This is a genomic window from Larkinella fluvii (assembly GCF_051857545.1).
GTDB lineage: Bacteria > Bacteroidota > Bacteroidia > Cytophagales > Spirosomataceae > Larkinella.
In genome coordinates, this window is sequence record NZ_JBPZHB010000020.1 from 36,573 (window position 1) to 59,657 (window position 23,085).

Below are 23,085 nucleotides of genomic sequence, written 5' to 3' on the forward strand. Positions count from 1 at the left end.
ACGTCTATTCTGGATCATTGAACTACAGCGCCGGCTCATCAAAAAGCACATTTATGGCCCGACCGGAATCAATAGCCTGGTAAATGACTCCGGTGGTTATGAACTAGTGAATGATAACGGCGGCTACGCTTTGTATAAGGATTAATGAAATGCCTGATAATAAAACAATCCCCGGTTTAGATCCTGCTGATGATGTTGACGCTGCTGATTTATTCGGCATCCGCAAAACTGGCGACGATGAGAATAAAAAGGCCACGGCTGAACAGGTAAAAGATTATGTTGGCGAGAAACTGGTTTGCAGCGTCGAGCGCAGCACAAGCCAGCAAAGTTTTCCGCTCAATGCTCATACCGAGGTTATCCATGATGTCGAAGTCTCCGACCCTAACAACTGGTATAACCCGGCAAACGGTCGCTTTACCCCGAACAAGGCCGGTTGGTATACGTTTTATGGCATCGTCCGTACCGTGACAGCCGACGTTGTGGCCCTGCCGGTTGTTACCTTGCGTAAGAACGGTGTAGAGCTTAGATCGTACAGCGGCCAGGTTATTAATGCCACATTAACGGGCGGTATCGGTCTGCCGGTTTCCGGCAAGTATTACTTGAATGGCACAACCGATTATGTTTCCCTGTTCTTCTACCATAACTCTGCCGGCGCTCGCCTTACCCATGCTGCTCAGGGTCTCAACCAGCTCCAGGTATTCCAGTAATCAAAGCAGGCTTAAATGAACCCAGATGATAAGCACCCAGATTACAACGATTATATCTCTGTTTGGCAGAAATGCCGGGACGCATCGGCGGGCCAACGGGCGATCAAAAAGGGTGGCAAGCTTTATCTCCGACAACTGGCAGGCCAAGAAACCAAACTGGCTAACGGTGAGACGATTAGTGCTTACGACGCCTATTTAGACCGCGCTAACTATTTCAATGCGACTGGCCGCACAGTCGAAGCCATGCTTGGGATGGTGTTTCGTAAACCGATCACCAAAAAGGTGCCGACCACTATTGATCCGTGGCTTGAGGACATACCGCTGTCCGATGAAAGCCTGACTGAGTTTGCCCAAACACTCGTTAAGTAAAACCTGACCGTTGGCCGTGGCGGCATCCTTGTTGAGCAACCCAAATTACCAGATGGCCCGTTGACCGTTGCTGAAAAAGATGCACTCGGCTCTCGTCCTTATTTCGTCTATTACAAAACGGAAAGCATTATTAATTGGGAATATTCACGGATCAATAACCGCTATATCCTTTCCGACGTATGGCTATCTGAAACCTACAAAGATGCGGAAGGCAAAGAACAGAAACAGATCCGCCAACTGACTTTGCAGGCTGGTTTTTATCAGCAGATCGTCTGGCGCGTGGATGCGGCAAGCTGGGTTGCTATCGAAACCTCACCCCACAGAAAAACAACGCTGCCTTGCTGGAAATCCCATTTTTCCCAATCGCTCCCGATAAACCGACGCTCGAAATCATTGAGCCACCCATTGAATCCCTGGCAGATTTCAATATCGCGCATTACAAGAACTCGGCTGATCTGGAGAACGGTGCCCATATCTCCGGCTTGCCTACTCCGTGGATCGCTGGCGCTGATAGCACCGACGCTGAGGGCAATGCCGTTCCAATCTATCTCGGCTCATCCACCATCCTGACCCTGCCGGAAAAAGCAACAGCCGGTTTCCTGCAATGTGGAGCTGAGGGCTTTGCGACCATTGAAAATCTGATGGATCGTAAAGAACAGCAGATGGCGGCACTCGGCGCACGGATGCTGTCACCGGAAAAGAAACAGGCCGAAGCCTCCGAAACCCATGAGATCAAGCGCGGTGGTGAAAACTCTGTCCTGGCCACCATTGCTGGCGTTATCGAGCGTCAGATTACAAAGGCGTTGCAGTTTGCGGCTGATTGGGAGGGTATTACGGGTGAGGTCGCGATTGAGCTAAACAAGGATTATATTCCTGTCAACTTCACATCACAGGATCTGACCGCCTGGATGGCAGCGCGCCAAGCCGGTGAGGTCTCGAAAGAGACATTCTTCCAAGTGCTGAAATATGCGGAATGGCTTCCGGATGATTTGACCTTTGAACAGGAACAGGACCGTATTAAGGAAGATGGACCGCCATTAGGGAGCTTGAACGATCCGGCAAGCGGTGATGCGTAGTGGCAGGTATTTTTATCGAATTCCTGTATGACCCGATTATCAATGTGATTGCCGGGGATGTGAAGCAAAATCCAGCTTTGCAGAAATCCGTTTCAAAACTGCGCAACACCGTCATTTCTTATCGAAATACCATGCATCCATCTGACGAGTTGCTGGATGCCTGGTATCGGTTCAAGGAAAACCGGTCATGCCCACTGTAAACGAGAAAATCCTCGACGCCCAGATCAAGCATTCGGTTTATCTGGAACGCTATAAATCCGGTGTACTGAAAAAGATCATTGGCCTGCTTAATCGCAGTGAAGCCGATTTGATCGAGCAGATTGCCGGTCGCCTGGCCACAATCGAAAAGCGCGGTTATGACTTCGGCCAAGACACAACAAAGCGGTTAAACGCCCTGCTTGACGATATCCGCACCCGGCGCGCTAAAGTCTATGATGTTTTAGGTAAGCAGCTTTTCAACGAAATGGCTGAATTTGCCAGGTATGAAGCCGATTTCCAGATTAAGATGGCCGAAAATGCCGGGATCGATGTTGAACTGTCTATGCCATCAAACGCCCAGCTCAAGGCGATTGTGACATCCCAGCCGTTTCAAGGGCGGTTGCTTAAGGAGTGGGCGCAAGGTTTAGAGCAAGCTGACGTGCGACGTATACAAGATGCCGTTCGCATCGGGATAACCGAGGGTCAAACTACTGATCAGATTGTCCGGCGCATCCGTGGGACCAAAGCCGCCCAGTATCAGGACGGCGTTTTGGAGATTGCCCGGCGCGACGCTGAGGCTGTGGTACGAACAGCCATTGGACACACGCAAAACCGCGCCCGGATGGAAGTTTTCAACGCCAATGCCGACATTATCCCAGGTGTGCAGTATGCCGCCGTGCTGGACAGCAAAACGACCGTCCTATGTGCGTCACGGGATGGCAAGGTCTATGCGCTGGATAAAGCCCCACCGATCCCGGCACACTGGCGCTGCCGGTCGATCTATGTGCCATACTTCGGACCACCTGAAGGCAATCGGGCCAGTAAATACGGACCGGTGCCAGCCGCCACGACGTTCGAGGAATTCCTTAAAAAGCAGTCAGTTGAGTTTCAGGAAGAAGTTTTGGGCGTCGAAAGGGCTAAACTGTTCCGTGCCGGTCAGCCACTTTCAAAATTTGTAGACAAATCCGGGCATGTCTATACACTCAAGGAACTCGCCCGGCGCGAAAGATAACCCAACACCCGAAAGGTAAAACCCATGAAATTAAAGTCCGTACTGGAAACGCTCGATGGTCTGGATGAAAGCCTTAAGCCGTTTTATACCGAAAAAGACGGAAAGTTCGTCCTGAACCTCGACCAGGTTGACGATCATCCCGATGTGAAGGGTTTGAAAACCTCCCTAGCTAACGTGCGAAACGAGAAAAAGGCGCTGGAAACCAAAGTCACCGACCTGACCGATAAATACGGTGCTTTGCCAGACGATTTCATTGTTGATGAATACAATTGCCTGAAAGATGCCGGTGGTGGTGATATCGACCAAAAACTGGCGGATCAACGCAAACGCCTGACGGCCGAAAAAGATACTGCGATCAATAAGGTTACCGCCGAGCGCGACAGCTTCAAATCCCGGGTTGAAAAACTGGCCAGTGAGAACGAAATCAGCAAGGCACTAGCCGAAGCCAATGTAGCTCCATATATGCAAAAAGCCGTGCGCGCCATGTTCCAGAGCCAAATCAAGGTCGATTACGAAGGCGATGAGGCTATCGTGACCATCGAAAACCTGCCGGTCGTCGATAAGATCAAGGCTTGGGCCGGTACCGAGGAAGGTGTAAGTATTTCGTCGCGGCTCCGGGCAATGGTGGCGGTGGGGGCGGTGGTAATCCAGGCGGTGGCGGCAACAATACCAAAGATAATCCGTGGTCCAAAGAGGGCTTCAACCTGACCAAACAGATGGAAATTATGGCTGCCGATCCAGCAAAGGCCGCTCAGCTTAAGGCGGCTGCTGGTACCAAGTGATTTTAAGCCCCTTAACCGGGGCTTTTTACCCAAAAGACCTTATCTTTGTAGTGTGTTGCCCCTTACCTTGTTCGTAAGGAGCCAATGTTCTTTGGTTTACGGGAGTATGTTGATGGCGCGTTTATCAATTCAATGCTGGGTGAAACATCTGGCGCATTAGTTTGGACTGTCGGCAGTTTTTTGTTTGCCAGTTTGGGTAAAATACTTTGTAAAATCAGTAAAGCGGCCAAAAAAGCGGTAGTAAAAGCGGTTACAGTAAAATCATTTAAATTTAAGAATGCTATGAAAACAGTGAAGTTTAAAGAAGTCAAAAATTTGATTCCGGGAATGTTTGTGGTGGCTACGGTATTGGAAAATGAAGAGCTATAAACATTTCTGCCAACATCAACTCCCCAAAAGACCGCGCCTTGTCTTCAATTCCAACCCAATTAACGTAACAGCCTAAGAACGACCTTCTTGGGCTGTTTTTTTATGCTTGCACTGGTTATGGTTTCATGCCATCATCGTGTCACAGCACTGGATCGGGATGATCGGTGTCTTTCTCCGGGAGCGGGATGCTCTGTCAGGTGATACGGTCTAAGTTGCCGTTGCTTGAGATTGGATAGCGGGATGCGAAGCCAGTAACTAAAACGGCCAAAATTCGCAATCTATCCTTTGGAGGTCCTCAGTGGCTATTACAAAACTATCAGACATTACACAACTTCCCGTTCATGTCTCTAACAATATTGTTCAGGAAGCCTTAGACAATAATGCGTGATACTAATAGTGCATTATCCATACCAATTTTAGTCCTGTGCTGCAAGCTATGCTGAACGCTAGCGGAAAAGAGGTCATTTTTCTATTCCTCGATGATAAGGAATAAATCTAAAGCTCCTGACCTGTGTAGTTCACAATGTAATTATAAGTCTCGACGAAATAGGTAAAAAAGTAGAAAATGCCATCCTGATTTTACAGTTTTAAATGTCTGTAAATTAGGTTATGCTCTAAAGGTGAAAATTTTCAGTTTTAACACATAACAACCGTACTGGGCGTTAATCTAGTAACAACTGTTATTTCTTTCCGATACTCATTCCGCCTAAGATGGATCCAATCGATTTAGGTATTGACGTAGAACCAACAGGCTTTTCGGCAACCTTCTTTTTGGGACGTCCCCTAATTTTCTCAATCTTGAGGGACTTCACCATATACGCCGTGTGATTCACAATATCATTACGCAGGCCGGAAACGATTTCGGAATGTACCCGGAAAAAGGTAGTGAGTCTCTCCGAATCATCCACAATCGCTTTCCGCTGAAGTTCATTAAAGGTGTACAGCTCAAATAAGCGGTACGCCAGTGAAATGGCTTCACCAACTGGAATGTTGTTAATATAATGCTGATTGGCAATGGCTTCTCCCTGTGCTTCAGCCAGTTGGCTTGATTTGAAAAATTGGATCGCAACCACTTTTTTGCCAACTTTTCGCGCCGGCTCATAACGTAGCATAATTCCGGTTTTCTTCTCAATTTCACTACACGCAGTATCCAGGCAACGTCGCGTAAATTCATAATAGTCAAAGGCCGTGGGAACATTGATGATATGCCTCAGGTGATCAACATCGTACTGAAACCGATCGGAACGGTGATGACTCATTAAGATTTCATACAACCGTTTGGAGTAAACCGACGATAACGACCGCATGGCTTTAAAATCATAACTCGTCCACTGTTTCCCCATTTCCGTGTAATAAGGAATGGCCTTGGATGTCATCGTAATTTTCAGGAACATTTTGCCGTTTGTCTTTACATTTTCAATAAAGGGAAAAGGGACCATGTATTTGAAAAAGCGTTCACCCTTCTCATTCGTGTACGCAAAGCCTTCCTGCTTGACCTGCAGAGACTTGGCAGCCTGTTCTACCTCTTCGTAGTTCCGGCTGCTACTGATCTCTGAATACGGTATTAAGAAGTCAATTTCCTGATGAGGGAATAAGGGTAAACTTTTTTCGAAGTAAAGTATCGTCAATTTATTGATGATCGTTACCACAATATTCTTTTCCAACGCTGAATACGTTTGACGGGATTCGGTGATTAAATTCGGCTGGTAGTTGTTCTTCTGATTCTTCGTGGAACTAACCAGAATGCTTTTCGCTGAATTTGACATAGCGTTGATGCTTTATTTCAAGTGCAATGTAAAAAACATTCTTCACAACTGATTTTTCAGCTATCAGTAATTTTAATGCTTTGATAATCAGTGTAATAAATTCGTACAAATGCCGGTATAGCTTTAAATGTTTCGTACAAATGCCGGTTTTTGATTGAGAATGGGGCGGTTTTTCTTCGTACAAATGCCGGTTTTCGATCCTATGTTTCGGTCATTGTAACCAGAAAGTGCCATTTTGATGCGATTAACGGCATACTTTCCCGATAAGTAGTAGATAAAAGATACCCTAATTTGAATATTGTAAATAAAAATGTGAATTTATTTTTGCTTCGTACAAATGCCGGTTTTCGGAATATACTTTCGTACAGATGCCGGTTTTTCTTCGTACAAACGCCGGTATTACTTCGTACAGATGCCGGTTTGATTTCGTACAGATGCCGGTTTTTCTTCGTACAAATGCCGGTTTGCTGCTCGTAAGGAACTACTAATGAAATAGTTAAGAGCGCCCTAATCTATCTAGTATAGATAATTTTTGATAACTTTGACAAACACTTAAAACTAATTGTAATAGTATATTTGAGCATATTTTAGGAAAACCCCTTTTATATGATTTTATTATCATATTTTCGCCATACCATTTGATCTAGTTGCCCAAGCTTTTTAGTTAAAAAAGGGGGCGTCAACTATAAATATAGTTACTAGATTTTACTTATTTGGTCCTAGTTGGTAGGATCCGGTTTATTGGTCCAAAGAACGGGACCGCACTACGGCAGTCCCGCTTCACCCTTTTTACGGTTTAATTAAAACGCCACCTTTGACCACCGTGTAACTGGCTTGGTCAATAAAATACCCATCCTCCCGTACTTTCACGTGATTTTTAAGGACTTCCAAATTTTTTACCAGTTTCTGACGGTCATACCAAGAAGTAAATAACAAAGCGATTCCCATTATCGTCAGACAGACGGCCACTCCCATCATTCCTTTGGATCCCACATTGCCCCAGAAAGCTGTTTTTGGATCTTCATACGTAATTGCCTGAAACTTTTTAGCCTGAAACTCCCTGATCTCGTTCAGCGTTTGGACAAGAGCTGCCTTCTGGTCGGATTGAATCCGCTTCGATTCCTCGTTCATGGCATCCATGAGGATATATAGCGTGAGGACGCTCTCGTCAATTTCACTCTCCGGAATCTGGTATTTCTGGGCAATCCGGAACTTCTGTTCATTAGCATCGAACGACTTCATAATAATACATCTTTTATTTCGTCCGATACCTTCCGAAGCGACCGTTTACCGGCCAGCGACAAATTTTCCTCAGTCCCCTGACCCGCAATTAGACTCATGATTTCCCGGGACGAATTTCCAATTGGCATTTTGCCCACCCGTTTCACCGGAATTCCCAATTCTTCCAGGATTTTATCGCCCGCTTCCTGGGATTGAGCCGATTGAAAGGTACCTTCATTTTTAACCGGAACAATCGCAATAAAGTCCCCGGCTAATTGATTCAAATCGTGGTAGTACTGCACCGACGCATTAAATGCATCTTCCCCGGCTACGATGACCCAGATGGTTAACGCCACGCCAATCTCCTCCAGAATTTCCTTCAATTCTTCCGCTGGCACTTCATTTTGAAAGAAACTCTTTAATTCGTCGGATTCGGGAGCACCTAAATCAACATACCATTCGTGGGTTTTGGCCCTGGCGATGCTTTCAAACAGGTTGAGAAACATTTCCCGGTCTAGTTTGTGATTCTCGTCAATAATAGACAGTTCCAGCACCCGTTTTTCGCCCACTATCTTTTTCAATCGGGCCGATGTTCGGGTAGATTTATCCAGATCAATAAAGGCTGTATGTTCCTCTCTTTTGTTTCTCGCTACAAACCAGGTAATAAAGCTTTTACCAGTACCTCCCTTGGACTGAGCGATAAATACAACTTGCTTTTTCATGTTTTAAATAAATGTGTGTACAAAAAAATAAAGCGACGTTTTAAATGGTGACTATTTTCATCGGTACCTTATTTACATTCCATCAAACGCATCAAAACCTGCATTCCTGATTTTTAACTGTTGCTCCCGGTTTCTCAGTACTTCGTTCAGGTCATATGATGGGGTAGGGGCGGACCCTTTTACGGCTGACCCGTTTTGCTCAGGTTCCTTCATGATCGTTTCAATCGTATATTGCTTTGGTTGATTCAATCCCTGATCCATGGGTTTTACCTTTCTGTGATAATCCCACATTAATTTACGCAGTGTGTTTTCCCGGATTTCCAACCCTTCTTTCGAGAGCCACTCGGCCAGATCGCCATAGGACCGTTGACTGGCTTTTTTCTCTTCGATCAGCTCCGCCAGAAGATACGCCCACTTGTATTTCCTGGCCGTTTTTCGCCGGATCACTTCCTTAATTATGGCTTTTTCGTTCTCTGTTGTTCCCATCCCATGCTTTTCCCGTCAAGAAAATAAATGAAAATTGTCCATACAAACAATTCACTCCTTTTTTGTAACAAATTGGTAACGCCCGGCCGATTCAAGCGGAAAATTGTAACAAAACGGTAACGAATTGGTAACGTGCCGAAACAAAAGTCATTAGCTAGCTCTTTTTTCGATTTGGAGGTAGCGGAAGACGGTCAGAATTGATATATTTGTTAATGATGTTTGGAAGCAAGGGGGGTTTTTGCGGAGCGAAAAAACAGCCGCAAGCGGCTCCTTGTTTCCCCTTTCGGGGAAAGCACCCGTCAGGCATTTCATGATGACTATGACACCTGAGCGCAAAAAAAACGGACGACCGGAGAAATCCACTGATACGAAGAAGTCTCAGCGGATCGGATTTTGGGTAACCGAATCCGAAGCGGTAGTAATCAGAAAACAGGCCCAGGAGGCAGGGCTTACTATCTCTGATTATTGTAATCAGATTATTACAAACGGGCAGATTGTCGCTCCCTTTACGGAAGAGGAATTAAACTTGAAACGGGGATTGGTGGGTATGGCGAATAATTTAAACCAGATCGCTTTTCGGGCGAACGCTGCCGGGATTAGTTCGGTCGAGAGTTCCGCGCGTGATTTGTTGCAGGAGATCAAGAAGCTACTTAAGACTTATCAGTAGATGGTGGCCAGAAATTTGAAGGCGGGTAAGTTTGCCGAGGGCATTATTAATTACACGTTCGAGGGAAAATTAGAAAACCATACGGATAAGCAAGCGGAGGTTTTACGGTATTCGGATGATTTGCTGGTTCCGTTCGGCCCCCAGGACAAGGAGGGGATCGGTGAGCTAATCAGCCAGTTTAACGAACGTACGTCAAATTATTTGAAGGAAAACCCTGATAATAAAAATCCCCTGATCGGCCATCAAATTTTAAGTTTTACGAAAGAGGATGAAACTAAACTTAAAAAGGAAGGTATTGAAAAAGTATTAGACGATTATGTCAAACTGGCCCAATTAGAGAAAACGCAATTTATCGCCGTCGCCCATAAGGACACGGCTAACTACCATGTTCATATCATTTATCATAAAGTCAGGAATGATATGAAAAAAGAAAACGACTGGAAGCTAAATAATAAAACGATTGAACGCGGCGTTGCCCTGGCATTGAAAAACCGGCTTACGCTGGTAAAAGATCAAAAAAAAATAGCCCTAACGAAAGGGGTTCTGGAGATTCGTGGGAAAGATACCGATATTCAGAAACTTAAAAGTGAACTGCCGGAATTGCGACAGGCCCGGAACATGCACCATTTGACAAAGCTTCTGGAAGCCCGGAAAATGACGCCTGAATACCTGAACGATGACCGGGTCAAGATCGACAAGAAACTATACCGCCCGGAAGATTTAAACGCCATCTTTCATGCTAACCGTGAGGATAAAAACCGGGGCCTTGAAGAAAGTAAAGGGAAAAATAGAGTTGTCCGCGAAGCGAAAAAGCCAGATCCGGGAAAGGGCTTTTCGGCGGTCACCGTTCAGGCTGATGAGGATCGAGGCCCCCAGGCAACCAGCAAAAACCCATTTACGCCTGTTACTATTCATTCCAGCGAGAGCGAGTTAAACGCCATCCGGCGCAAGCGGAAAGGGAAACATCATTTATTGAAGAATAAACCCATCAAGCAACTTTCACAATCAAAAGGCCAACAATTATGAACCTCACACCTGCCAGCTACACGATGTTTTGTGCCCTGCTTCTTTTTATTTTATACTTTATTGTGGTCAACAGCAACGTCAAGAAGAAGCCCAAAGCAGAAATAAAACCCAAAATAAAGCCCATTCAATTGTTTGACGGAACAAATGGGATGCCGGAAGAGAAAATCAAAAAACTATTCAAGTTAAAATGAATGCTCTCTTGCTTTTACTGCTGTTTTTACGGCCAACCGAAGAACTTGTGATTCAGCGGGAATTTCGAGCGCTTTACAAACGTGATCAGGTTCGGGCCTTGCATATACCCTGCATTCTGCCGACGACCAAATTATCCCGGTTGGGTATTTCGTCCTTATACGGGTACAGGACTCACCCCAGGTACGGCGGGGTCCGACACCATAACGGGATCGACATCTCGGTAAAGAATGCGGACGTGGTCGCTACCGGATCCGGCGTTGTAAAACGTGCGGGCTATTCGTCCGGATACGGTAACTTTGTCGAAATTGACCACCAAAACGGCTATTCGACACTTTACGGGCATTTATCCTCTATATTTGTCGAGGAAGATCAGATTGTAGACATTCTGACGGTTATCGGCCGTTCTGGAGCAACCGGCGTGGTGACCGGCGAGCACATCCATTACGAGGTCAGACGGTACGATCAACCCCAAAACCCGCTATTTTATATTCTGTTACTCTATGATTGTCTATCTCGTACACATTAGAAAATATACCATAAAAAAAAACGAGAACAATAAACGGTTCTATCCGATCCATACGCCCAAAGCCAACTCCGAAATACTGGTCGAAGTCAGCGAGAAGTTCCCCGCTGCCTTTCAATACTGGAGCCTGAAACCGGACGATTTTATCAATAAGACCAAAGTGATTCTTTTCAAGAACATCAAATTAATGTTTGCCTATTTTGAAAAGGAAAATATCGATATTGGTACGACGTTTCAAAGCTTCTATAAACAGAAAAAGGAGGTCCCCGACGAGACCCCCCCTGAAGGTGTAATCATCTATTCGTATAAAAATATTTTTGTTTATGCCTTACGCGTAGTAAGTTGAGGCACAGTAATCCCGAACGGCTTTAATATCATTCCGTATTCTGAGTGCGTTATCACGCACCATTTTATTCATTTCCTCCTGACTCACATCGACTTTCACCGGCATCTCCCTATAGGTTTGCTCAATGGTTGGTACAACCATGTGTCCCGAAAAGAGTTTTAAATCGATCGGTGACTCAAACCGGTCCGCGAACTTGCCGACGATCTGCCCTTGTGAAAGGCTCATGATCTTGCTGGCCGGTAACAGTTCCTTCGCCTGGGTGCTGTAGCTGACGGAAGTATCTTTGTTAAAACTGGCAGAATAATTATCCTGTTCGGTTTTGCCAAACATCCTGGAGATCCGCTCAGCGGTCGAGCCATTGACCAATCCCACCATCACCGTCCCGGCGGTGTTGGTGATAATATCCGCCGACTGCTTGCCGTAATTCTTCACCAACTGTTCCATATCCTGAATGCCCATCCAGACACAGCCCTTGTGCTTGCGAATCGTGGCAATGTAATCTTCCAGGCCCATAACGTAGACCGTCGGCAGCTCATCGAGAAACAAGGCAAACTTTCGCGCGCGGTATAGATAAGAACGTTTCATGATAACCGAGTTATAGACAGAGATTGCCGCGCCGTACACGGCCTGTTTAGTGGGATAATTGCCCATTGTGATGATGCGGGGATTGTCCGGGTTGTTAATTTCCAGATCCATGTCAGAAGCAGCCATTACCCAGGAGACATTGGGAGAGGAGAGCGGAGCCAAAGCCGCCTGCGTCGACGCAATTTGTCCCGCCAGTTGGGAACCCGCCTGATTTTCCAACCCCTGTTTGAACATATTGGAATAAGCGTCTAATTCCGGTTCACAGGAAATCGCGTTGATGACTTCTTTGATGTCCACCGTCAGCAATTGGATGGCATGGGGGAGGGTACAGACCTGCGACAAAACCGCATGATCCGGATTATTGCGTTCGATGATCCGCAGAAACCACAGAATGGATGTGAGCAGATTGACCGCCGAGATCGACCAAAAATCGCCGGGGTTGGCAATCCAGGCTTTATTGAGATTATACAGCAAATTTTTGACGCTGGTGTTACATTCCTCAATCGTGGACATATACTTTTCCTCAAAAGGATTGCACCGGTTCGAACGCCGTAAATCCTCAAAATTGATGCTGTTGAATTCGGGTATGATCGGCTTATTCTCCTTGTCCTTTCCAAAGGTGTACTTATCCGATTTTAAAGCCGCCACCAGGCCATTGAGCGTGGTTAAACTCAGGTCAGGATACGCAAAATCATACACATTGATCGAAAACCCTTTTTCGAGCTGCTGATAGATGGCCGGGTTAAACAGCGTGAAGGTTTTCCCGGACCCCTGGCTACCGACGATCAGAACCCCCCGGTCCGGCGCAATGACTGGTACGATTCCTACCTGCCATTTATTTTTATACTTGTACTGGTGGTAATACGTGACACTCAATTCATTTTCAACCAGTTTCTGATTTTGAGGGAATTGCTCATTGTAATTATTAAAAATATCTTTTGTCGGAATGTAGACCATTGAATTATAGTTGATTCCGCCATTGATCATGCTGACGCTCATCGTTACAGCCAGAAAGCAAAGGCAAAACAGGTAGGTATTCGTACCGCTAACATCTAAAAGCAGGATACCGATAAAACTCAGTACACCTGCTAACAAATAGAAATTACCTCGTTTTCTGGATGCTTTTAAATTGGGCTTTGCGGGGGTTTGCATTGCCAGGAAAATAAGGGAAATAAAAGCCAGCGATGTTAAGATTTTTTTTTCCAATACTGACGGGTATTTTAGAGTAACATCAACTAGCCAGTGTTCGATGTATGGTATACTAAAAGTATCTCTTTGAAGTCCTTCGGTCAATATAAGTAACGCTAATAGTAAGATAGTTACACCTAAATTCAGATAGTGCATTGTTGCTGAGTACTCTCTTTCTTTGGCAGTTTCCATGTTAATTTTTGCTTGTTTTTCTTATTCCAAAAATATGCATAATTTTATTCTATTCTTCGTTATGGTGTAATTCAACTCGTATTGTCAGTCATGGATATTCTTTCATTTAATCCATTTATTGGCCCGGCCAATAAGGCCCATGCAGGTGATATTCAGAACGGTTTATCTACCGGCCATGCAAACGCTTCCACCACAATCCTTCTCATCGTTGCGCGTCTTGCTGGTGTATTGGTTCTGATCCGGTTGGTGACCGACCAAATCCCGCAACCGGATTAAAGCCGTATTCGCTCCTACTGTTTCCTAAGACACCTGCTTTTTCCTGCAAAGGCTGCGGTCATCACTGGAAATGTAATCAAAAAAAATTCTATTATAAGGTACTATATTAGAATATAGATAGCTATGTTTGTTTGCTAAAGCTGGTTTAATTGGTGGAAAGTTTACATTTAAATTATATAATATACTGAAAAACAATAAACTATGGTTAATGTCTACTGAGGTATTGCAATTAAGATACTTTTTTAATAAAATATTCCAATTTTTACCAATTTATTTATTTTTGTCTCCAACTAAACTACTAAAATCCATGAGCAAACAAGGTTCCTTTTCTGTCCTCATTCTGTTGGGTTCGGTGATCATCCAGCCTGGATAGAATGAACGGATCGTATTCCCGGACAAATTTTAATCAGAAAGAAGACGTGACTGTAAAAAATAGTACTGTTGATTTGGCGACTTAATTAAGCCAGACATCCACGGTGATGGTGATAGTAACCGCAATCGTCGGCGTTCTTGGTGCTTATCGGTCGTATGCCAACTGGCAGCGAAAAGGATAAGGAAAACACGCCAATAAGTGCGGTTATAGGTTTATGGCTCTTGGGTCAGTTCTTTTTTATTTTATTCATTTTAATCGTTCAAACCAAATGAAAAAGCTTGGATTATCTACCGCATTCACCCTTATCGGTATTGGTGTTTTGTATGCGCAGACAAATGGTATTGCCAGGGGAGCTACTGCACTTGATCGGTTGACCACTGATCTGGAAGCGTATCTGGACCCGGTTACGACAGTCCTTTATGTGGTTGCGGCCATCGTCGGCGTCATTGGTGCTTTCCGGGTCTATACGAACTGGCAACAGGGAAAAGACAATGTCATGTCGGGTGCAATGGGTTGGTTTGGGGCGATGTTGTTTCTGCTCGTTGCCAATACGGTCGTCAGGGCCATGTTTATCGGATAAATGTCTTTAAAAAAGGGCGATTGAATTCCGTTCAATCGCTCGCTTTCCAGAATTTTTTTATGAAAAATCTGCTTTCGATTCTTGCCGTTGATGTATTGGGCGATTCCGCATCTGAAGGATGGATACACAAACTAATTACGGTACCCATCGCCAATAACATCAACCTGATTGTGAATCTAACCTTTGTCATTCTTGGCCTGCTATCTCTTTTAACGGCCTACCGGATTTACAGCAACTGGCAGGCAGGAAACAGTGAAACCATCGTTTCGGATATTTCAAAATGGTTCTTAGGAATGGTTTTATGTCTGGCTCTGATTTCGGGACTGAAAGCATGGGTCGGTCTGAATCCGGTGCCGGTTAGTGGGGTAGAATTCAATTTTGAATAAGAAATGGAACTTCTATTCTACAACATTCAGGAAATCGCCATGCTGGGCGTTGGCATAGCGGCCATTGCATCCGGGTTTCGAATTTTTCAGAAATGGAATCGGGGTGAACCGGTCATTCCGCTCGTATTTACCTGGATCGGTGGAATGGTTCTGGCGGTCATGCTCAATGAGATGGTTTACGGCTTGATTCTAATGGGCAGTTTTGAAACCTACAATCCCGTAGCTGCCGCCCGGATGTTTGCCAAAGATGCTCATTCCGCGGCCATTGCCCTTGGGGTCGTGGTGGCTATTCTGGCGGTTATTCATATCTATTACCGCTATACCTCCGGTGACGACGTAACGGAACTGGTTTACCGGTGGGTTGCTTCCCTGTTTTTCCTGTTTACGTTCGGTTTAATCATTGAAGCTATTTTGTGATGATTACAGAAGTAATTAAAGGAGCCGATGATGAAATAGAATTTATCGGCTTCAAAGGGCGCTATTTCAACCGGTTGATTTACATGGTAATCGGTCTGGTTCTTATTACGTTCCTGTTCTACAGCCTGGGTCTCAATTCGTTGCTGTTCTTTTTTGTTATGTTCGGAATCGGAACGCTGGGTTTTTTTTACATAAAACATGAAATGGCTGTTCATAAAAAGTTTGGTCATATTCATAAGTCGCACCACGCCCCCAGCGCCATTATTCAAAATCATAAATTTTTTAAAATGATTCAAAAATGAGAGCCAGGATTGAAGATATTTTCCCATTACTGCAAATAACGGATGACGGATTGGTCGTTAGCAAAAATGCCGATATCAGTTATTTTTTTTCAATCGACTATCCGGAAATATTCATCACCAGTGATGGTAATTATGGCTCGGTTGTCGATTCGATTCTCAATGCCGCCAAGTCATTGGGGGAAGGTTACTTAGTTCACAAACAGGATTTTTTTATTGAAGACCGGTATAAGCCTGATTTTTCGTATAATGAAAGTGGTGACGCGGTAATCCGTGAAAATGAACGGCATTTTAAAGATCGTCCCTTCACCAACCACAAAGGATTCATTTACATCACGCTGCCATCTTCGGAGCCGATTAACCGAAATTCCGCAGCCAGTTCACTCTTTAAACGCAGCATTACCCCGAAAGGACTACGGGATGAAAAAGTACTGATCAGTTTCCAGGAAAAAGTTTCTTCGTTCGTTTCGGGTATCAATCAAACCAAATCCTTACGGCTCACCAAATTAAATCGGGAACAGATTGTCGGGACGCGGGAAACGCCCGGACTGCTTAATTATTATTTTACCCTGTCTTTTACCGACTCCAATCTATACGACATAAACCGGGAGAATGCCAATTTTAAAATCGGCAATAAAAATACCTACACCTTTGTCATTAATGACCTGGATCAGTTCCCGACCGAATTGAGTCCAATCGTTCCGTTCCGGGACTTTAGCAGTAGTGCCACGATGCCCATTTCGTTTGGGGCATCGTTTGGTATCAATTTGCCGTTCAATCACATCTACAACCAGGTATTTTACATCACCAACCAGCAGCAGCTAACCAACGATAAAACCAGAGAGATCAAACGGCACTACAGTTTTTCCCAGTGGAGCCGGGATAATACGTTTTCGATGGAACAGAAAACGCGCTTGCTGGATACGATGAAACGCGGTGAATTGGTCGTAAAGGCTCATTTCAACGTTCAGATTTTTCACGAAGAACTCAGCGTATTATCGGAGTACAAGGAAATCACGGCGGGGGCCATTTTCAACGCGCAGTTTACGGCTAAAATCGCGACCACCTTTGCCGAACAGGTATTCTGGTCCTGTATTCCCGGCAACGCCCAGGAGTTGGGACACGATAATTTCCTTTCCTGCTTTCTGTCCAATGCGGTGTCGATGCTGAGCCTGGAAACCAATTACCGGGATTCCCCTTATCAGAACAACGGGCTGCTGCTGACCGATCGGTTCGGCATCCCCCGCATTGTGGATTTGTTTTTTAAACCGCGCGAAGAAGGGCTAATTGCCAATCGAAATTTTACCATCATCGGACCATCAGGGTCCGGGAAATCCTTTGCCAATAACAACCTGATCTATTACCTGAGACAGTCGGGCGCACACATCAGTATTGTCGATATTGGGTATTCCTACAAACGCCTGGGCGAAATTTTAGGGGCAAAATACATCGAACATACGGACGAAAGCCCGATTTCCCTGAATCCTTTTTTTACCGACGTAAATGTCGACGGACTGGATAAAAAACAAGCCCTGCTTCTCAAAGAAGGATTCAAACAAACCATTGTTCAGATTCTGATTCTGCTGTATAAAAAAGAAAATGATCCGGTTTCCAAAGCGGAAGAAGTAACGCTTTACAACATGGTGAACTTTTACTACCAGTACCTGGAAAAAAGCAATTCAGGGGTAAGCCGTTCATCGGACCGGTACATCAAACCCAGTTTCAATACCTTTTACGAATACACAAAAACTATTTTTCCGACCGTATTTAAAGAACAGGGTGGGCGGGAAAATATCGAATTCGACTTAAATAATTTTCATTACGTCCTGTTACCCTTCTACGAAGGGGGCCAATATGACTATCTGCTGAACGGAGACGAGGATATTGATTTATCCCGACACCCGTTTGTCATTTATGAACTCGATAATATAAAAGATCACCCCATTTTGTTGCCCATCATTACCCTGGTCATCACCAACACTTACATCACCAAGTTATTCGAGGTTCGGGGCGTGTTGAAAGTTCTTTTCATCGAAGAAGCCTGGAAAGCGATTTCCTCGGATTTCTTCGCCACCTTCCTGCTCTGGGCTTTCAAAACCGCCCGGAAACACCTGGGTGCCATCGGGGTCATCACACAGGAAATAGAAGACCTGCTCAAATCCGAAATCATCAAGGAAACCATCATCCAGAACACGGATATTAAAATAATCATGGATATAAACAAGTACGAAGAAGAACCCGAAACGATCTTCAACCTGTTTAAAATTTCCAGCGCCAACATTCCCCAAATTTTCTCCATCAACAAACCCTTGCCTTCCTCGCAACACCGAAGCCCTTACAAGGAGCTCGCTATCATTCTGGGCAGATACTGTAAGGTGTACGGAACCGAAGTCAGTAAGTATGCCTATAGCTTATTTACCACGGAAGCGACAGAAGTAGACGAAATTAAAGCGATTTCTGTCGAAAAGAACGTGAGTTTATACGAAGCATCCATTTTATGGGCTGATCTTAATTTGTAACCCGTTTAACATTCATCACCATGAAAAAGATCCTCTTTTTTTTAGTTCTGCTTTTGGGGGGTAACGCATCCGTAACGTACGCGCAGATGATTACCAACGACCCCATCCATACGGGCATTACCTCCCTGATCAAGATGTTTCAGGACCCCTCGTTTAAATCGATCGTAGGCAATATTGAAAAGTTAAAAAAGGTTACGTCGGCGGTACGGCAGTTTCACCGGGGTACCGAGATTGTCGAATCCGTCACCCGCATCACCAAAAAGCTAAGTACCTATTCCACGGCCATCGCCAAGGACGGGCATATCTACCCGGTCGAGTTTGCGCTCATGTCCAAGGACATCGATATGTTCACGACCGATGCCCAGAAATTGATCAAGGACATGAAATCAGTCACCACGGCGGCTGGTGGCGTCCTGGAAATGACCGACGCCGAGCGGAGCAAATGGCTGAACGACACCTACCGGGTGGTCATTGCTTTCGAGTCGAAGATTACCCGCTACTTCAACCGGATTATGGCGGCTTCGATTAAACGGTCGGCGTCGAAAGCGGATATGACCGCTACGGGCAACCTGTATAAAATAGCGGCCAGCGTTCCCAGGGGGTATACCGGTGGTGGCCACGGGGGCCTGGTGGACACGAAAGGCTATGATGACCAGTACAACGATAACCTGAAAATTCCACTGGACTATCTCTACCAGACTGAGGCTTATAAGACCTTTCAGAAGCAAATGCGCGAGTGTGAGTTTAAGAACCAGATGTTTTACAAACGCCAGGAATACGAAGCGAAAAAGATGGAAACGATGGCGCTTTATAAGCTCTACGAGCGAGGGTATCAGATTGTCGTTAAAAATGGCTTTCTCCAAAGTAAGGCTACTTCCCAAGCCAATTTTCAGGCGGCAATGGGTATCGTCAGGGCGGATACCGCCAGCTATCAGACGTCAACCCAATCGCAGACGATCTCCCAACTGGATGTTCAGCAGCTTTTTGAGAACGAGATTATGGCCATTTTTGATCAGAATGGTAAACGCATCACCCCCGAAATATTTCAGATGCAGGTCGAATTTTTAGCCAAAGAATTATACCTGGAATATAGCATCGATCAGCAATTGGAAAAGGAACTTGATCTGGATAAGTGTAAGGAGCTTTCAAAATCGTTTGATACAGTCATGAAAGCCGCCGAAGAAGAATATTTAAAGAACAATTAATGACAACGTTAAATGGAAGATATAGGAGAAGGCGTGATCGCTCTGATTAATCAGATTTACGCCAATATGATTCCGACAACGGAAAAAATGGTGGCTCTCATCATTAGTAAGATCAATGTCGTTGCGGCCATCGGGGCGACCCTGTACATTTTTGCCAATCTCATCAAGCAGGTTTATTACAACGAAGAAATTAATTTTCTTCCGTATATGCGCCCCTTTTTAATTCTGATGCTGATACCCATTTCGCCCACCATTACCGATGGAATCGATACGCTTTCGAACGAAATCAGGATTGCCGTCAATGGGTCAAATTCGGAAATTTCCAAACGCATCGAAAGCAATTCTAAATTGATGCAGGAGGCTATCGATAAAAAATGGGATAAGATTGGCAACGATGAGCAGCTTTACGAACAAACCTTTGGGAATGAACGTAGCCAGGATGATTCCGGCGTTTTTCCCATCAGTGACGATTTAAAGTTAATGATGGGACGATCGACCGATCAGATTAAAATTGCCCTGGTGTTGTTGCTTCAAAATTTGCTCATAACGATCATGTACATTGCCGAAGCGGCTTTGCTGCTGATGAGTTTATGCTACCGGCTAATTTTAAAAATGGGTTTTCCCATTGCCATTACGCTGACCATTTTTCCCGGCTTCACCAACAACTTTATTACCTGGTTCGGCAAGTACATCAATTTTTCCCTGCTCCCGGCAGTAGCCGCGATGTATTCCACGATTGCGTTCTCGCTGGTTGATTTATACCTGCAATCCAACTCGGCGGATGTGGTCTCCGGTTCGGATACGCAAAGCCCCGAATTTTTGGGATTCGCTTACATCGGTATTCTGATTCTGGCGTTAACCGGGTATTTGTTTGTCCCTTCAATGACGTCCATGCTGGTCAGCATTGGCGGGGTTGGTCAGATCATGGGCGGTACCACGCGGGCCGTTAGCCAGGGAGCCGGTACGGCCGCCCGCAGCCTGGGCGGAGCTGCCGAGAAACTTGGCAAAGTGGAAAAAGCGAGCACTGAACGGATTATGGGGACGCTGAAAGGGGCTGGACTCGAACCGGCGCGCGGGGCCAGCTCGACCCGGGTGGTGACCACCCCCGATGCAATGAAATCTTCCCAGAGCAGCGGATCGGCTGCGGTCAGTGTGGCTTCGGTGAGTGGTCCCAAAGGGCCTAAATCAGCCAAAAACGAATCAAAAACGAAAGCAACCACATGAAGTATTACAACAATAATCTCGTCTATGCCTACCGGCTGTTTCTGATGATTTGTACGGTTCTCGTTGCCGTTGGTGGAGTTGTAACCCTGTACATCGTGGTCAGTAATTACCGCTCTTATCAGAAGAACATGCAGCGGACGTACGTATATTCTACCAACGGTGCAGCGGTGGAAGTAAACTCAAAACAGAAAAAATAACATGGAAAAGCTCTTTGATATCGACAAGAAATTTAAGCACTCCCGCTTATTGACGATCATTGCTTTGCTCAGTTTCGCGGCCATCGCGATTACCTCGATCATCTTTACCAATCAGAATGTGAATGATTTTTCCAGGCGAATTTATGTCGTCAATAAAAACAGGCAGTTTGAAGCGATGGTGTCCGATATAAACCAAAATCGACCGGCCGAAATTCGCTACCATTTAGCCCGTTTTCACGAACTGTTTTTCACCATTTCACCCGACCCGAAGGCCGTTGATTTGAACATGGAAAAAGCTTTTTATCTGAGCGATGAAAGCGTTAAGCGGTTATACGATGATTTAATCGAACGGAATTTCTTCAAGAATATGGTTCAGGGAAACGTGAACCAAACGGTAAAGATCGATACCATCATCGTTGATGCGTCCAGCTATCCCTACCGGGCCGAAACGATTTTCAAAATTTTCCAGACACGCGCTACGGGAAAAACAACCAAGTTAGGAACATCAACCTGCCTATTGGAAGACGTCGTAAGAACGACCAACAGCCCGAACGGGTTGATCATCCGCGATTTTAAGTTTTCATCCGTGAATACCAAAAGTTCGCTGGAATATGAAAATTAAGAACTTCCTGCCCAGGGGTAGAAACAACCCGTTTTTAATTGAAAGAAGGTTGGCAAAACGACTGAACAGACTGGATAACAAAATGTATGTAATCGTTGCCATCACGACACTTTTGATCATTTACAATTTTATACTATTCATACTATGAACGAGGAAACCGCATTCAATGAGGACGATCAAACCATTGATCTTGATTCCAAAAAAAAGAAACAGGGCCAAATGCTGCTGATCCTGCTGGTGGCGGTGGTTTTACTGGTAGGTGGCATTATCCTGTTTACCAATTCACTCGGAAAAAAGGATAAGGATTCCGCCGACTCCGATCTGGAAAACATTATGCCCCTGGAAGCGAAGAACAGGAATGACAAACAGAAAGAAAAGTATGGAATTGACTACAAGCGGCGCATTTCCGATGAAAATTACAACGATGGGATCAGTAATCTAACGGACGATGAAGGCATTTCCTACAGGCGGAAAACCAATGAAAATTTAACGGAAGCTGATTACGAAGAAGTCCGTAAAGCCGCCAATGCCAATACAGCCGCCGTCCGCGAAAAGCGCAGCCGAACGACCAAAGAAAACCTGAACCGGGAGAATCAACGCCGGATTAAAGCCGCACAGCGAAGAATAGCGTATGATGCGGATCCCAGCACCCCCTTGTTTAAAAAATCTCCGGAGGAAAAACGCCAGGAACGACTGGCCGAGTTAGAACGGGAGAATAACGCCCGAATGACCGAAGCGGTTTTAAAAGGGCTGGACCGGGCCAGCGCCAACCCCAGTGCCAACCCCGGCGCCAACCCCGGTACTGCGACAGGCCCTGTGGAAACGAAACCGGCATATTCACCCGTTTCCGCGCAACCCAGACCACTCCCCAAAAAAAGCTATCCGGGTCAAACCCCCCCGCCGGACAACAGCCTGAAACTAAATACCGACGAAAATACCATTGCCCGCGCAACCAGCACCGGTTTTTACAGTGAGTCAAAATCCCTGGAGGCCGAGATAATGGGCCAGTACGAAATGATACCGGCGGTGGTGCATGGCAATGGCGACGGAATACGGGTACAAAACGGATCGACCATCAAGCTGCGGCTTTTGGCCGAAACGTATATCCATGTCGGGAACATAAAAACCGTCCTGCCCCGAAATTCCCTCCTGAACGGAACCGTTCGGATTTCCAATGACCGGGTCAACATTGTCATCGGCTCGGTTCGATTGAATAATCAGGTCGTGCCGGTTAAAATGCTGGCGTATGATATCGACGGCGTTCAGGGGCTGTATATCCCTAATCTGATGGATAAAAACCTGTTGGGCCGGGAACTTGCCAACGCCGGTTCACGGCCCTTTCAAGGCTCGGTATGGAGCCAGGGATCGATTCAGAACCAGATCGGAACGCAGGTTGCCACCGACGTAGCCGGGACGCTGGTGCAGGGAGGTTCCCAATACGCCCGTCGAAAAATGGGAATCATCCAGGTGACGATCAAACCCAACTATAAAGTCCTTCTGACCGCAGGTACGCTGGAGAATACCGACGACAGCGAACCGATCTCCAACTATTAATCAATC

28 protein-coding genes are annotated in these 23,085 nt (G+C 45.5%); 23 read left to right on the forward strand and 5 right to left on the reverse strand.

Annotated features, from left to right (window positions below; all coding sequences use genetic code 11):
- Nucleotides 1–149: 149 nt before the first annotated feature.
- The 7 genes from ACS5NO_RS32225 (at nucleotide 150) to ACS5NO_RS32255 (ending at nucleotide 4,513) form a co-directional block, all read left to right on the forward strand.
- A complete protein-coding gene (locus ACS5NO_RS32225; RefSeq protein WP_439418916.1) occupies nucleotides 150–707 on the forward strand; it encodes a hypothetical protein in 558 nt (185 codons plus the stop codon).
- Between the two features lie 15 nt (nucleotides 708–722).
- Nucleotides 723–1,076 (forward strand): hypothetical protein, encoded by a 354-nt coding sequence (locus tag ACS5NO_RS32230; RefSeq protein WP_439418917.1) that lies wholly within the window; start codon nucleotides 723–725, stop codon nucleotides 1,074–1,076.
- A 338-nt stretch (nucleotides 1,077–1,414) separates the two neighbouring features.
- Complete coding sequence (locus tag ACS5NO_RS32235) at nucleotides 1,415–2,152, forward strand: DUF4055 domain-containing protein (RefSeq protein ID WP_439418918.1); 738 nt, start codon at nucleotides 1,415–1,417, stop codon at nucleotides 2,150–2,152.
- Nucleotides 2,152–2,352: a hypothetical protein gene (locus tag ACS5NO_RS32240; RefSeq protein ID WP_439418919.1), complete on the forward strand. Its 201-nt coding sequence runs from the start codon at nucleotides 2,152–2,154 to the stop codon at nucleotides 2,350–2,352. The genes ACS5NO_RS32235 and ACS5NO_RS32240 overlap by 1 nt, the downstream gene beginning before the upstream one ends.
- The gene (locus ACS5NO_RS32245) at nucleotides 2,340–3,362 is read left to right on the forward strand and encodes a minor capsid protein (RefSeq protein WP_439418920.1); all 1,023 of its coding nucleotides are present in this window, start codon (nucleotides 2,340–2,342) and stop codon (nucleotides 3,360–3,362) included. The genes ACS5NO_RS32240 and ACS5NO_RS32245 overlap by 13 nt, the downstream gene beginning before the upstream one ends.
- A gap of 24 nt (nucleotides 3,363–3,386) precedes the next feature.
- Nucleotides 3,387–4,070 carry a hypothetical protein gene (locus tag ACS5NO_RS32250; RefSeq protein WP_439418921.1) on the forward strand — a complete coding sequence of 228 codons (684 nt, stop codon included), beginning with the start codon at nucleotides 3,387–3,389 and terminating at the stop codon, nucleotides 4,068–4,070.
- A gap of 158 nt (nucleotides 4,071–4,228) precedes the next feature.
- Nucleotides 4,229–4,513, forward strand: coding sequence for a hypothetical protein (locus ACS5NO_RS32255; RefSeq protein WP_439418922.1), 285 nt, complete (start codon nucleotides 4,229–4,231; stop codon nucleotides 4,511–4,513).
- Nucleotides 4,514–5,193: 680 nt separating this feature from the next.
- On the opposite strand, the gene ACS5NO_RS32260 is transcribed toward ACS5NO_RS32255, so the two are convergent.
- The 4 genes from ACS5NO_RS32260 to ACS5NO_RS32275 all read right to left on the reverse strand — a co-directional run bounded on the left by ACS5NO_RS32260 (nucleotide 5,194) and on the right by ACS5NO_RS32275 (nucleotide 8,708).
- On the reverse strand, nucleotides 5,194–6,279 hold the full coding sequence (locus tag ACS5NO_RS32260) for a replication initiation protein (RefSeq protein ID WP_439418923.1): 1,086 nt from the start codon (nucleotides 6,277–6,279) through the stop codon (nucleotides 5,194–5,196).
- 789 nt (nucleotides 6,280–7,068) lie between these two features.
- Nucleotides 7,069–7,521 (reverse strand): hypothetical protein, encoded by a 453-nt coding sequence (locus ACS5NO_RS32265; protein ID WP_439418924.1) that lies wholly within the window; start codon nucleotides 7,519–7,521, stop codon nucleotides 7,069–7,071.
- On the reverse strand, nucleotides 7,518–8,222 hold the full coding sequence (locus tag ACS5NO_RS32270; RefSeq protein ID WP_439418925.1) for a P-loop NTPase family protein: 705 nt from the start codon (nucleotides 8,220–8,222) through the stop codon (nucleotides 7,518–7,520). The genes ACS5NO_RS32265 and ACS5NO_RS32270 overlap by 4 nt, the downstream gene beginning before the upstream one ends.
- 72 nt (nucleotides 8,223–8,294) lie before the next feature.
- Nucleotides 8,295–8,708: a hypothetical protein gene (locus ACS5NO_RS32275; protein ID WP_439418926.1), complete on the reverse strand. Its 414-nt coding sequence runs from the start codon at nucleotides 8,706–8,708 to the stop codon at nucleotides 8,295–8,297.
- Between the two features lie 310 nt (nucleotides 8,709–9,018).
- Here ACS5NO_RS32275 and ACS5NO_RS32280 point away from each other — a divergent pair, with 310 nt between their 5' ends.
- From ACS5NO_RS32280 to ACS5NO_RS32300, 5 genes are read left to right on the forward strand one after another with little or no spacing between them, the layout of a single operon-like run.
- On the forward strand, nucleotides 9,019–9,375 hold the full coding sequence (locus tag ACS5NO_RS32280) for a plasmid mobilization protein (RefSeq protein ID WP_439418927.1): 357 nt from the start codon (nucleotides 9,019–9,021) through the stop codon (nucleotides 9,373–9,375).
- Nucleotides 9,376–10,401 carry a relaxase/mobilization nuclease domain-containing protein gene (locus tag ACS5NO_RS32285; protein WP_439418928.1) on the forward strand — a complete coding sequence of 342 codons (1,026 nt, stop codon included), beginning with the start codon at nucleotides 9,376–9,378 and terminating at the stop codon, nucleotides 10,399–10,401. It abuts the gene before it with no gap.
- Nucleotides 10,398–10,592 carry a hypothetical protein gene (locus ACS5NO_RS32290; protein WP_439418929.1) on the forward strand — a complete coding sequence of 65 codons (195 nt, stop codon included), beginning with the start codon at nucleotides 10,398–10,400 and terminating at the stop codon, nucleotides 10,590–10,592. Before ACS5NO_RS32285 ends, ACS5NO_RS32290 begins: the two co-directional genes overlap by 4 nt.
- Nucleotides 10,589–11,119 carry a M23 family metallopeptidase gene (locus ACS5NO_RS32295; RefSeq protein ID WP_439418930.1) on the forward strand — a complete coding sequence of 177 codons (531 nt, stop codon included), beginning with the start codon at nucleotides 10,589–10,591 and terminating at the stop codon, nucleotides 11,117–11,119. Before ACS5NO_RS32290 ends, ACS5NO_RS32295 begins: the two co-directional genes overlap by 4 nt.
- Nucleotides 11,094–11,462, forward strand: a complete 369-nt coding sequence (locus ACS5NO_RS32300; RefSeq protein WP_439418931.1) for a hypothetical protein — start codon at nucleotides 11,094–11,096, stop codon at nucleotides 11,460–11,462. Before ACS5NO_RS32295 ends, ACS5NO_RS32300 begins: the two co-directional genes overlap by 26 nt.
- Here ACS5NO_RS32300 and ACS5NO_RS32305 read toward each other — a convergent pair.
- Nucleotides 11,445–13,142, reverse strand: a complete 1,698-nt coding sequence (locus tag ACS5NO_RS32305; RefSeq protein WP_439418932.1) for a type IV secretory system conjugative DNA transfer family protein — start codon at nucleotides 13,140–13,142, stop codon at nucleotides 11,445–11,447. The genes ACS5NO_RS32300 and ACS5NO_RS32305 overlap by 18 nt on opposite strands.
- A 375-nt stretch (nucleotides 13,143–13,517) precedes the next feature.
- Here ACS5NO_RS32305 and ACS5NO_RS32310 point away from each other — a divergent pair, with 375 nt between their 5' ends.
- The 11 genes from ACS5NO_RS32310 (at nucleotide 13,518) to traM (ending at nucleotide 23,079) form a co-directional block, all read left to right on the forward strand.
- Nucleotides 13,518–13,703, forward strand: coding sequence for a hypothetical protein (locus ACS5NO_RS32310; protein WP_439418933.1), 186 nt, complete (start codon nucleotides 13,518–13,520; stop codon nucleotides 13,701–13,703).
- A 641-nt stretch (nucleotides 13,704–14,344) separates the two neighbouring features.
- Nucleotides 14,345–14,656, forward strand: a complete 312-nt coding sequence (locus ACS5NO_RS32315; protein ID WP_439418934.1) for a DUF4134 family protein — start codon at nucleotides 14,345–14,347, stop codon at nucleotides 14,654–14,656.
- Between the two features lie 59 nt (nucleotides 14,657–14,715).
- Nucleotides 14,716–15,042, forward strand: coding sequence for a DUF4134 family protein (locus tag ACS5NO_RS32320; RefSeq protein WP_439418935.1), 327 nt, complete (start codon nucleotides 14,716–14,718; stop codon nucleotides 15,040–15,042).
- A 3-nt stretch (nucleotides 15,043–15,045) separates the two neighbouring features.
- Nucleotides 15,046–15,459 carry a hypothetical protein gene (locus tag ACS5NO_RS32325; protein ID WP_439418936.1) on the forward strand — a complete coding sequence of 138 codons (414 nt, stop codon included), beginning with the start codon at nucleotides 15,046–15,048 and terminating at the stop codon, nucleotides 15,457–15,459.
- On the forward strand, nucleotides 15,459–15,761 hold the full coding sequence (locus ACS5NO_RS32330; protein ID WP_439418937.1) for a DUF4133 domain-containing protein: 303 nt from the start codon (nucleotides 15,459–15,461) through the stop codon (nucleotides 15,759–15,761). Before ACS5NO_RS32325 ends, ACS5NO_RS32330 begins: the two co-directional genes overlap by 1 nt.
- Nucleotides 15,758–18,277: a TraG family conjugative transposon ATPase gene (locus tag ACS5NO_RS32335; RefSeq protein ID WP_439418938.1), complete on the forward strand. Its 2,520-nt coding sequence runs from the start codon at nucleotides 15,758–15,760 to the stop codon at nucleotides 18,275–18,277. The genes ACS5NO_RS32330 and ACS5NO_RS32335 overlap by 4 nt, the downstream gene beginning before the upstream one ends.
- A 20-nt stretch (nucleotides 18,278–18,297) precedes the next feature.
- Nucleotides 18,298–19,482, forward strand: coding sequence for a hypothetical protein (locus ACS5NO_RS32340; protein WP_439418939.1), 1,185 nt, complete (start codon nucleotides 18,298–18,300; stop codon nucleotides 19,480–19,482).
- A gap of 12 nt (nucleotides 19,483–19,494) precedes the next feature.
- Nucleotides 19,495–20,706, forward strand: coding sequence for a TraJ family protein (locus ACS5NO_RS32345; RefSeq protein WP_439418940.1), 1,212 nt, complete (start codon nucleotides 19,495–19,497; stop codon nucleotides 20,704–20,706).
- Nucleotides 20,703–20,903, forward strand: coding sequence for a hypothetical protein (locus ACS5NO_RS32350; RefSeq protein ID WP_439418941.1), 201 nt, complete (start codon nucleotides 20,703–20,705; stop codon nucleotides 20,901–20,903). The genes ACS5NO_RS32345 and ACS5NO_RS32350 overlap by 4 nt, the downstream gene beginning before the upstream one ends.
- 1 nt (nucleotide 20,904) lies before the next feature.
- Nucleotides 20,905–21,525: a VirB8/TrbF family protein gene (locus ACS5NO_RS32355; protein ID WP_439418942.1), complete on the forward strand. Its 621-nt coding sequence runs from the start codon at nucleotides 20,905–20,907 to the stop codon at nucleotides 21,523–21,525.
- A gap of 144 nt (nucleotides 21,526–21,669) precedes the next feature.
- Complete coding sequence (traM, locus tag ACS5NO_RS32360) at nucleotides 21,670–23,079, forward strand: conjugative transposon protein TraM (protein WP_439418943.1); 1,410 nt, start codon at nucleotides 21,670–21,672, stop codon at nucleotides 23,077–23,079.
- Nucleotides 23,080–23,085 lie beyond the last annotated feature (6 nt).

Coding starts and splice junctions, on each gene's coding strand:
- ACS5NO_RS32245 (WP_439418920.1), top strand. CDS start 2,340: ATGCCCACTGTAAACGAGAAAATCCTCGACGCCCAGATCAAGCATTCG.
- ACS5NO_RS32275 (WP_439418926.1), bottom strand. CDS start 8,708: ATGGGAACAACAGAGAACGAAAAAGCCATAATTAAGGAAGTGATCCGG.
- ACS5NO_RS32280 (WP_439418927.1), top strand. CDS start 9,019: ATGATGACTATGACACCTGAGCGCAAAAAAAACGGACGACCGGAGAAA.
- ACS5NO_RS32260 (WP_439418923.1), bottom strand. CDS start 6,279: ATGTCAAATTCAGCGAAAAGCATTCTGGTTAGTTCCACGAAGAATCAG.
- ACS5NO_RS32230 (WP_439418917.1), top strand. CDS start 723: ATGAACCCAGATGATAAGCACCCAGATTACAACGATTATATCTCTGTT.
- ACS5NO_RS32320 (WP_439418935.1), top strand. CDS start 14,716: ATGAAAAATCTGCTTTCGATTCTTGCCGTTGATGTATTGGGCGATTCC.
- ACS5NO_RS32225 (WP_439418916.1), top strand. CDS start 150: ATGCCTGATAATAAAACAATCCCCGGTTTAGATCCTGCTGATGATGTT.
- ACS5NO_RS32290 (WP_439418929.1), top strand. CDS start 10,398: ATGAACCTCACACCTGCCAGCTACACGATGTTTTGTGCCCTGCTTCTT.
- ACS5NO_RS32335 (WP_439418938.1), top strand. CDS start 15,758: ATGAGAGCCAGGATTGAAGATATTTTCCCATTACTGCAAATAACGGAT.
- ACS5NO_RS32250 (WP_439418921.1), top strand. CDS start 3,387: ATGAAATTAAAGTCCGTACTGGAAACGCTCGATGGTCTGGATGAAAGC.
- ACS5NO_RS32285 (WP_439418928.1), top strand. CDS start 9,376: ATGGTGGCCAGAAATTTGAAGGCGGGTAAGTTTGCCGAGGGCATTATT.
- ACS5NO_RS32345 (WP_439418940.1), top strand. CDS start 19,495: ATGGAAGATATAGGAGAAGGCGTGATCGCTCTGATTAATCAGATTTAC.
- ACS5NO_RS32315 (WP_439418934.1), top strand. CDS start 14,345: ATGAAAAAGCTTGGATTATCTACCGCATTCACCCTTATCGGTATTGGT.
- ACS5NO_RS32350 (WP_439418941.1), top strand. CDS start 20,703: ATGAAGTATTACAACAATAATCTCGTCTATGCCTACCGGCTGTTTCTG.
- ACS5NO_RS32255 (WP_439418922.1), top strand. CDS start 4,229: ATGTTCTTTGGTTTACGGGAGTATGTTGATGGCGCGTTTATCAATTCA.
- ACS5NO_RS32300 (WP_439418931.1), top strand. CDS start 11,094: ATGATTGTCTATCTCGTACACATTAGAAAATATACCATAAAAAAAAAC.
- ACS5NO_RS32330 (WP_439418937.1), top strand. CDS start 15,459: ATGATTACAGAAGTAATTAAAGGAGCCGATGATGAAATAGAATTTATC.
- traM (WP_439418943.1), top strand. CDS start 21,670: ATGAACGAGGAAACCGCATTCAATGAGGACGATCAAACCATTGATCTT.
- ACS5NO_RS32265 (WP_439418924.1), bottom strand. CDS start 7,521: ATGAAGTCGTTCGATGCTAATGAACAGAAGTTCCGGATTGCCCAGAAA.
- ACS5NO_RS32355 (WP_439418942.1), top strand. CDS start 20,905: ATGGAAAAGCTCTTTGATATCGACAAGAAATTTAAGCACTCCCGCTTA.
- ACS5NO_RS32325 (WP_439418936.1), top strand. CDS start 15,046: ATGGAACTTCTATTCTACAACATTCAGGAAATCGCCATGCTGGGCGTT.
- ACS5NO_RS32310 (WP_439418933.1), top strand. CDS start 13,518: ATGGATATTCTTTCATTTAATCCATTTATTGGCCCGGCCAATAAGGCC.
- ACS5NO_RS32295 (WP_439418930.1), top strand. CDS start 10,589: ATGAATGCTCTCTTGCTTTTACTGCTGTTTTTACGGCCAACCGAAGAA.
- ACS5NO_RS32270 (WP_439418925.1), bottom strand. CDS start 8,222: ATGAAAAAGCAAGTTGTATTTATCGCTCAGTCCAAGGGAGGTACTGGT.
- ACS5NO_RS32340 (WP_439418939.1), top strand. CDS start 18,298: ATGAAAAAGATCCTCTTTTTTTTAGTTCTGCTTTTGGGGGGTAACGCA.